At 70.7% G+C, this 7,488-nt stretch carries 4 protein-coding genes; 2 read left to right on the top strand and 2 right to left on the bottom strand.

Annotation, left to right across the window (positions count from 1 at the left end; genetic code table 11):
• Window positions 1-318: 318 nt before the first annotated feature.
• Window positions 319-3,786, bottom strand: a complete 3,468-nt coding sequence (locus LOY02_RS03655; RefSeq protein ID WP_317180971.1) for a M20/M25/M40 family metallo-hydrolase — start codon at window positions 3,784-3,786, stop codon at window positions 319-321.
• A 90-nt stretch (window positions 3,787-3,876) separates the two neighbouring features.
• Here LOY02_RS03655 and LOY02_RS03650 point away from each other — a divergent pair, with 90 nt between their 5' ends.
• Together LOY02_RS03650 and ddaH are read left to right on the top strand one after the other, a co-directional pair.
• A complete protein-coding gene (locus LOY02_RS03650; RefSeq protein WP_317180970.1) occupies window positions 3,877-4,875 on the top strand; it encodes a LysR family transcriptional regulator in 999 nt (332 codons plus the stop codon).
• Window positions 4,876-4,885: 10 nt separating this feature from the next.
• Window positions 4,886-5,656, top strand: coding sequence for a dimethylargininase (ddaH, locus tag LOY02_RS03645; RefSeq protein ID WP_317180969.1), 771 nt, complete (start codon window positions 4,886-4,888; stop codon window positions 5,654-5,656).
• Between the two features lie 247 nt (window positions 5,657-5,903).
• Here the strand turns inward: ddaH and LOY02_RS03640 are convergent.
• A partial coding sequence (locus tag LOY02_RS03640) for an MFS transporter (RefSeq protein ID WP_317180968.1) occupies window positions 5,904-7,488 on the bottom strand: 1,585 nt, incomplete at its 5' end.

Raw genomic sequence — 7,488 nt, 5'->3', positions numbered from 1 at the left:
ACCAGGTTCGCCGCGGCGAAGTTGTGGCGGCGCGGGCCGGGTCGATCCCGCACCAGGTTCGCCGCGGCGAAGTTGTGGCGGTCGGGTCTGGTCGATGGCGGGAGGCGACGAGGGCGGGAGGGCTGGGACTGTCCGGCGTGCGGGCCGAGCCCAGCGGCATACGGCCGCGGCGCGCTGACCAACTGCGCTACGGGGCCCTGCTATGGATCTGTCGTGCGTATCCCCAACCGATGGGGACGCATCCCTGGGTGCGGGCAACAGTGCGCCGCCGGGGAGGGGACCCGGCGGCGCACTGGGTTTCAGAGGGTCAGTGGAGGATCATCCGCTGATGCCCGTCGTGAAGCTGCCCGACCCTGAGTACGCGGAGACCCCGAGCCGGTAGTACCCGGACGTGTTCGCGTACGAGAGCGTCTCGTCGGGGGATGACGACATGGCACGGGCGACCGTCGTCCAGCCATAGCCGTTCCACCGCTGGAGGTAGAGGTCGAAGTCCGCGCCGCTGGGACCGTCGAGGCAGGCCGTGATCGTGCCAGCCGTCGGGTCGTAGACGTACGGGAGGTACGTCGTGCCGCGGTACGAGACGGTGCCGGACTGGACCACCTCGTAGCCGCTGCAACCAGAGCCGCCCGTGGAGGTGACCGTCAGCGCGTAGCCCGCCGTGTGGGTCTTGCCTCCGCCGGTGGCGTTGACGACGACGTTCGACGTGGCTGCAGGGGTGCTCGCCGACGTCCTGATCGTCATCGTCGAGCTGCCGCCCGCCGTCACCGTCGCGGGTGAGAACGTCGCCGTCGCGCCCGCCGGCAGACCGGTGGCGCTCAGCGTGACGCTGACAGCCGACCCCGACGTCACGGCCGTCCTGACCGTGGTCGTGGTGGACGATCCCGCCTCGACCGAGCCGGAGGTCGGTGACACCGACACCGAGAAGTCGTCACCCGTGGGCGGCGTGTCGGTGCCGACCGCCTGCTGCCAGATCGTGTGGGCGATCCCGTCAGCAGCCCGGTTGAGACCTGTGGTGTTGACGTTGCTCGGGTACGAGTCGCACGACGCGTGGTAGCAGGGGTCGAACGCCGCGTAGGCGGTGCCGCCCCACTTGGCCGCCTGGGCGCTCGTCTTGCGCGCGCTGGCACCCATCGCGTAGCCGGACGTGGGGATGCCCGCTGCCTCGAAGGAGTAGTCGTCCGACCGACCGGCTCCTTCGGTGTTCTCCTCGGGCTGGAGGCCCAGGGAGTCCCAGTAGGCGCGCATCGGAGCAGCCGCGGCCGACGTGAGGTGGTTGATGAAGTAGCCACCGTTGGTCGAGGCGACCATGTCGAAGTTGTAGTACGCCTTGATCTGGCTGCGCTGCGTCGAGGTCAGCCGGCTGACGTAGTACTCAGAGCCGTTGAGGCCCTGCTCCTCGTCGGTCCACCACGCGAACCGGACGTGGCCCTCCATCGTCGGGTCCTGCTGGGCGAGGACGAGTGCTGCCTCGAGGATGGCGGCGGAGCCGGAACCGTTGTCATTCATGCCCGCACCGGACGAGACTCCATCGAGGTGGGCGCCGAAGAGGTACGTCTGGTTGGGATCGCCACCGGGCCAGTCGGCGATGATGTTGTCCGACGGGTAGGCGCAGGTGGTGCAGCGCTGGAGGGTCACCGTGTAGCCGGCAGCCTCGAGCTTGCCCTTGACGTAGTTGACCGACGCCGTGTAGCCGGAGGAGCCGGCCCGCCGGTTGCCGCCGTTGCTGCTGGCGATGGACTGCAGCTGCGACAGGTGGGCCTTCATCTTCTCGACATCGACGTCGGGGACCGTCGGGGTCGGGGTGCCGCCACCCACCGTCAGCGTGTAGGTCGCGGTCCGGTCGATCGCTGCACCGTCACCGAGCACCGTCACGGTGTAGCTCCCGTCAGGAGTCGAGCTCGACGTGGAGATCGTCAACGTCGAGCTTGCTCCGGAGGTGACCGAGGACGGGCTGAACGTCGCGGTCGCCCCGGTCGGCAGTCCGGTGGCCGAGAACGTCACCGACTGCGCGGCGCCGGCCGTCGTCGTCGTGCGCACCGTCGCCGTGGCGGCCGAGCCGGGCTCGACGCTGCCAGAGGTCGGCGACAGGGACATCGAGAAGTCCTGGGAGCTGGCCGTGCACGTGGGCTCCCCGCTCTGCGTGCCGACCGAGACCGCCAGCCAGGCACTCTTCACGGTGTTGAACTCGGTGCACGAGCCCGGGTAGAGGTCCTTGGCCGCCTGGAGGGTGGCCACGCGTGCCTTGGCGTGCGTCCACGGGGAGGTCTTGCGCTGCAGGCCGTTGACGAAGATGTTCGTCGCCTTCTGCACGCCGATCCCGGTCACCGAGCTGGGTCCACCGCTGCAGATCGGGCTCGACGGCTTCCCGCCGCCGGGGCTGCTGCCCTCAGCGAGCAGGTAGAACCAGTGGTTCTGGGGGCCGGCGCCGGCGTGCACCTCGGTGTTGGGGATGTCGGACGAGTAGCAGTTCGGGTCGCCGAGGGCGGCGGGGTTGTACATGTTGCGGATCGGGCCCTGGCCGACGAGGTCGACCTCCTCGCCGACGAGGTAGTCACCCGGGTCGTTCGAGTTGTTGGCATAGAACTCGGTGGCGGCGCCGAGGATGTCACCGGTCGACTCGTTGAGGCCGCCCGCCTCGTTGCCGGAGCCTCCGCTCCCACCCGAGAACTGGAAGACGCCGTGGCCGTACTCGTGCGCGACCACGTCCATCGGGGTCGCCTGCTTCGTGCCCGCCTGGTTGCGGCCGAAGTTGGCGTAGGAGCCGTTCCAGTAGGCGTTGACGTCGCTGAGTCCGACGCGTCCGGGGTAGTTCGTGCCCGAGCCGCTGATCCCGTCGCGGCCGGTCCACGCGGAGAGCATGAGCTCTTCCTGCTCGCCGGCGTACATGACGTCGACGCAGGCGGTGACGAGGTCGGTCCCCGAGCCGTTGCCCCAGACGTTGTCGTAGTCCGTGTAGGTGCTGCCGCTCTGGTTCTGGCACCGGAGGCCGGGTGCGTTGACACTCGTCATCGAGTAGGACGAGCCGGAGGGGGTGCTCGTGAACCCGACGGTCCCGTTGTGGTGGCCGTGACCGGTCGCGTCGGCCTGCCGGACCAGGTCCTCGGACGATATGACCTTGCCGTTCCTGGCGTTGACGTAGACCTCGAGGACGGCGGGCATCCCGTCGGCACGCTCGCCCTCGACCGTGACGTGCCAGGCGAGGCGCGGCGCCTTGCCGTCAGCGACGTAGATGACGAGGTCCGGTCCGTCCGTGTGCTCCACGGAGTCGACGAGGCCCTCGGCGACGGAGACTGCACGCGCCCCGGAGAAGGTGGCCTTCGTCGACCCGATGGCCGGAACGACGTCCGTGGCACGGGTGATGTCGCGGACTGCTCCGGTCTCGTCGGCCGTGACGATGGCGTCCGCGCCGATGACGGGCAGGCCCTTCCAGCTGCGCTGGTAGAGCACGTAGTGCCGCCCGCCGGGTCCGGCGTTGACCGACTGTCTGACGTACTGCTCGTCCCCGCTCGCGGCGAGGGCGCCGAGGCTGCGCCGGATCGCTGCGTCGGCGGCGGCGATCGCTTTGTCCTTGGAAGGCTTGGCTGCGACAGCCATGGAGGCCGCCGTCGCAACGGACGAGGCGCCCGAAGCAGCAGACCTGGCGACGGTCGCGCTGGCTCCCGCAGGGGCGCCGACGGACGGGGACAAGGCCCCGGCGCCGGGGGCGACGGCGAGCGGCACGGCCAGACCGGCCAGCGAGCCGAGCACGGCCAGACGCGCCAATCGGCGATGTGTTGGTCTCGACATTGAGATCAACCTTTCCGTGAGTAGGTAGCCCAGAGCGTGGCGGCCGGACTCGGGTGGCGGGTAATCCCACTTGGCCATAACCTTCGCGTTGTGGAGGTCGACATCCGGCATCTGCGCGTGGTGCTGACCGTCGCCGAGTCAGGCAGCGTGAGCTCCGCGGCGACGCAGCTCGGTGTATCCCAGCCCGCACTCAGCGCACAGCTCGGCCGGATCGAGCACGCTTTCGGTGGAAGCCTGTTCGCCCGGGGTCGTGAGGGAGTGCGACCGACGCCTCTCGGCGAGTTCGTCATCGACCGGGCCCGCGAGCTCGCCGAGCAGCTCGACTTCATGATCGTCGAGGCGAGGCGTCAGACGTCCGAGACCGGTCCACTGCGCGTGGGGTGCAACACGTCGCGCTACTTCTCGGCCTTCATGCTGGAGCTCGAGAAGCTCGGTTTCGCGCGCACGGTGATGCCCTTCGTCGACACCTCCAGTGGCGTCATCACGGAGCACCTCCTCCGCCGCGAGGTCGACGTCGCCTTCGCGGGAGTCCACGTGGGCTACGACGACGCGTGCCCGCCGGGCTTGCGGCAGTCCGTGGTGGTGGCGCGTGAGCCCTTCTTCGTGGCAATCGCCGCGTCCCACCCTCTGGCCACGCAGCGGGAGATCCCCTTGTCGGCGCTTGGGGAGGACGAGTGGCTCCTGCCCCCGGGCAAGCCCGACGGCACCTATGCCGCCCTCCAGGACGCGTTCCGCCAGGCCGGCATCTCCCCAGCCTCTCCGCTCGGGCGCCAGAGCCTGCCCGACTTCTGGCCCTACATCGCGGCTCGGCGCGCGGTGGCTCTCGCGATGCCGAGCGACGTCCCGGCCGAGGGGGTCGTGCTGCGCCCACTCCAGGGGCAGCCGGTGGCGGGCACCCGGATCGTGCGCTGGAACCCGTCACGAGTCAGCGAGGCAGAGGCTGAGGTGTGTGTCCGGGCCGCCCAGTCGACCTTCCTGCAGGAGCTGGAGGAGACGGCCATGAACCAGCCGTGGTGGGACGAGTTCCCAAGCCACCGACCGACTCTCAGACCACCACTCCCACCGGTCGGCGAGTCGGTGGGGGCGTAGGCTCACCCGGGTGCATCGCCGCCTCGCGCTCGTCCGCAGACCGTCGCACCGCCTTGCGGACGGGATCGTGACCCATGTCGACCGCTCACCGTCCGTCGACGTCGACCTCGCGATGCGGCAGTGGGCGGAGTACTGCGCGGCCCTCGAGCGCCACGGCTGGGACGTCGTCGAGGCGCCGCCTGCCGACGACTGCCCCGACGGCGTCTTCATCGAGGACCAGGTCGTCGTGCACGGTGACGTCGCGGTCCTCTGCCGCTCCGGGGCCCCCGCGCGGCGGGCCGAGCAGGTCGGGCTCCCAGAGACGGTCGAGCCGATCGGCTACCGCTGCGTGTCGATCTCCGCGCCGGGCACGCTTGACGGCGGTGACGTGCTCAAGTGGGGCCGGGACGTCTGGGTCGGTGTCGGAGGACGGTCCAACGAGTCGGGGGTCGCCCAGCTGGAGGAGGCGCTCGCGGGCCACCGCGTCACGGTCCATCGCGTCCCCGTCACCCGGGTGCTGCACCTCAAGTCGGCAGTCACGGCCCTTCCCCTCGGGACGATCATCGGGCACGAGGCGACGGTGGACGACCCGACCCGGTGGCCCGACTTCCTCGCCGTGCCGGAGCAGGCGGGCGCGCACGTCGTGCTGCTCGGCGGCATGTCCGTGCTCATGTCGGCAGCGGCGCCTCGGACCGCCCACCTGCTCGAGGGCCGGGGCCATGACGTGACCCTCGTGGACATCTCGGAGTTCGAGAAGCTCGAGGGCTGCGTCACCTGCCTCTCCGTGCGCCTGCGCGGCTGACGCCGCCGGGCTTGCTCCGAGCCCACCCCCACTCGAGTGGCCCCACCCTCCACAGGCCAGAGCCACCGGCCGTATGCCGCCGGGCTTGCTCCGAGCCCACCCCCACTCGAGTGGCCCCACCCTCCACAGGCCAGTGCCGCCACCCTGTGGATCACCGGGCCACTCGAGTAGGTGGGGTGTGGGTCACCGGGCCACTCGAGTGGGGGTGTTGTGGATCACCGGGCCACTCGAGTGGGGGTGTTGTGGATCACCGGGCCACTCGAGTGGGTGGGGGTGCCGGATCACCGGCTCCCTGCGACTCCCCCTCCTCCGCCACCTGGCCGATCGGCCTGCGGGGCAACGCCGTCAGCGCGATGACCGCCCCGAGCACCGCTGCCCCGGCGGCGACGAGCACGGCCGTGTGCATCCCGAACACATAGGCCGCCCGGGCCGCGCCGAGGATGGCGGCGCCCGCATCGCCGCCAACCCGCTCCGCGACCACGGTGGCCCCGCCCAGGGTCTCCCCCGCCGGGGCGGTGACCTCGTTCGTCAGCACTCCGGGCAGCAGCTCGGAGAGGCGAGACCGATAGACGGCGGCGAGGACGCTGCCGAGGACGGCCATCCCCAGGGCCCCGCCGAACTCGCTCGCGGTCTCGACGAGCGCGGACACCGACCCCGCCCGGTCGGCCGGTGCGACGCCGATGGCGTACTCCGTCACGAGCGTGGCGACCGCGACCAGGCCGATGGCGATGAACGTTGATGCCGCGAGCACGACCCAGATGGTCGAGTCGACGCCGGCGAAGCGGATCCCGACGAAGCCCAGTGCCGCGACGACGAAGGCTCCGGCCATGACCGGTGGCCTACCGACGCGAGTGGCGATCGCGGCTGCCGTGGGTGCGGCGCCGCCGACGAAGAGGGCCGGCACGAGGCCCCACAGCGCCGCACTGAGCGCGCTGTAGCCGAGCACGGACTGGAGGTACTGGGTGGTGAGGATGGCGCTGCCCATCATCCCGAACATCCCGATGACCTGGATCGCGACGGAGCCACCGAAGCCCCTGATCCGGAAGAGGGTGAGGTCGACCATCGGCGAGGTCACCACGCGCTGGCGCCAGAGGAAGGCGACCCCGGCGACAAGGCCCAGCGCCACCTGGGCGAGCAGGACCAGCGCCCAGCCGTCAGCGGCGAACTCCTTGAGGGCGTTGATGATCGGCAGGATCGCGGCGAGCGACAGGAGCGAGCCCAGCAGGTCGAACCGGGCTCCGGCACTGCGCGACTCCGGCAGGAGCAGGGGGCCCACGACGAGAAGCACGAGCATGAAGGGCACGTTGATGAGGAAGACCGAGCCCCACCAGAAGTGCTCGAGCAGGACGCCCGCGACGACGGGACCGAGGCCGACGCCCGCAGCCAGCACGGCGGACCACGCGGCGACGGCCTTGGCCCGCGCGGCCTCGTCGTCGAAGACAGTCCGGATGATGGCCAGGGTGCTGGGCATGAGGGTCGAGCCGCCGACGCCGAGCAGGGCTCGTGCGACGATGAGCCACTCGGCGTTCGGAGCGTAGGCAGCGAGCACCGACGCCGCGCCGAAGGCGAGGGCACCGAGCAGGAGGAGGCGGCGCCGGCCGATGCGGTCGGCGACGTTGCCCATGGTGAGGAGCAGCCCGGCCAGGGCGAAGCCGTAGATGTCGAAGATCCAGAGCATCTGCGTGGCGCTCGGGTCGAGCTGCGCGGCGATGCTCGGCACCGCGAAGAAGAGGACGGACACGTCCATCGAGACGATGAGCAGGGGCAGGCAGAGGACGGCGAGTGCCGCCCACTCGCGACGCCCTGTGGTGGAGGGAGTGGTGGAGGGAGTG

This window comes from Intrasporangium sp. (assembly GCF_032907665.1).
Classification (GTDB): Bacteria; Actinomycetota; Actinomycetes; order Actinomycetales; family Dermatophilaceae; genus Intrasporangium.
The sequence above is the reverse complement of the archived record's forward strand: the minus strand, read 5'-3'. Positions and strand labels throughout refer to the sequence as shown.

What these genes read in the sequence shown, in the direction of transcription:
- LOY02_RS03655 (WP_317180971.1), bottom strand. Translation starts at nt 3,786, where the DNA reads ATGTCGAGACCAACACATCGCCGATTGGCGCGTCTGGCCGTGCTCGGC.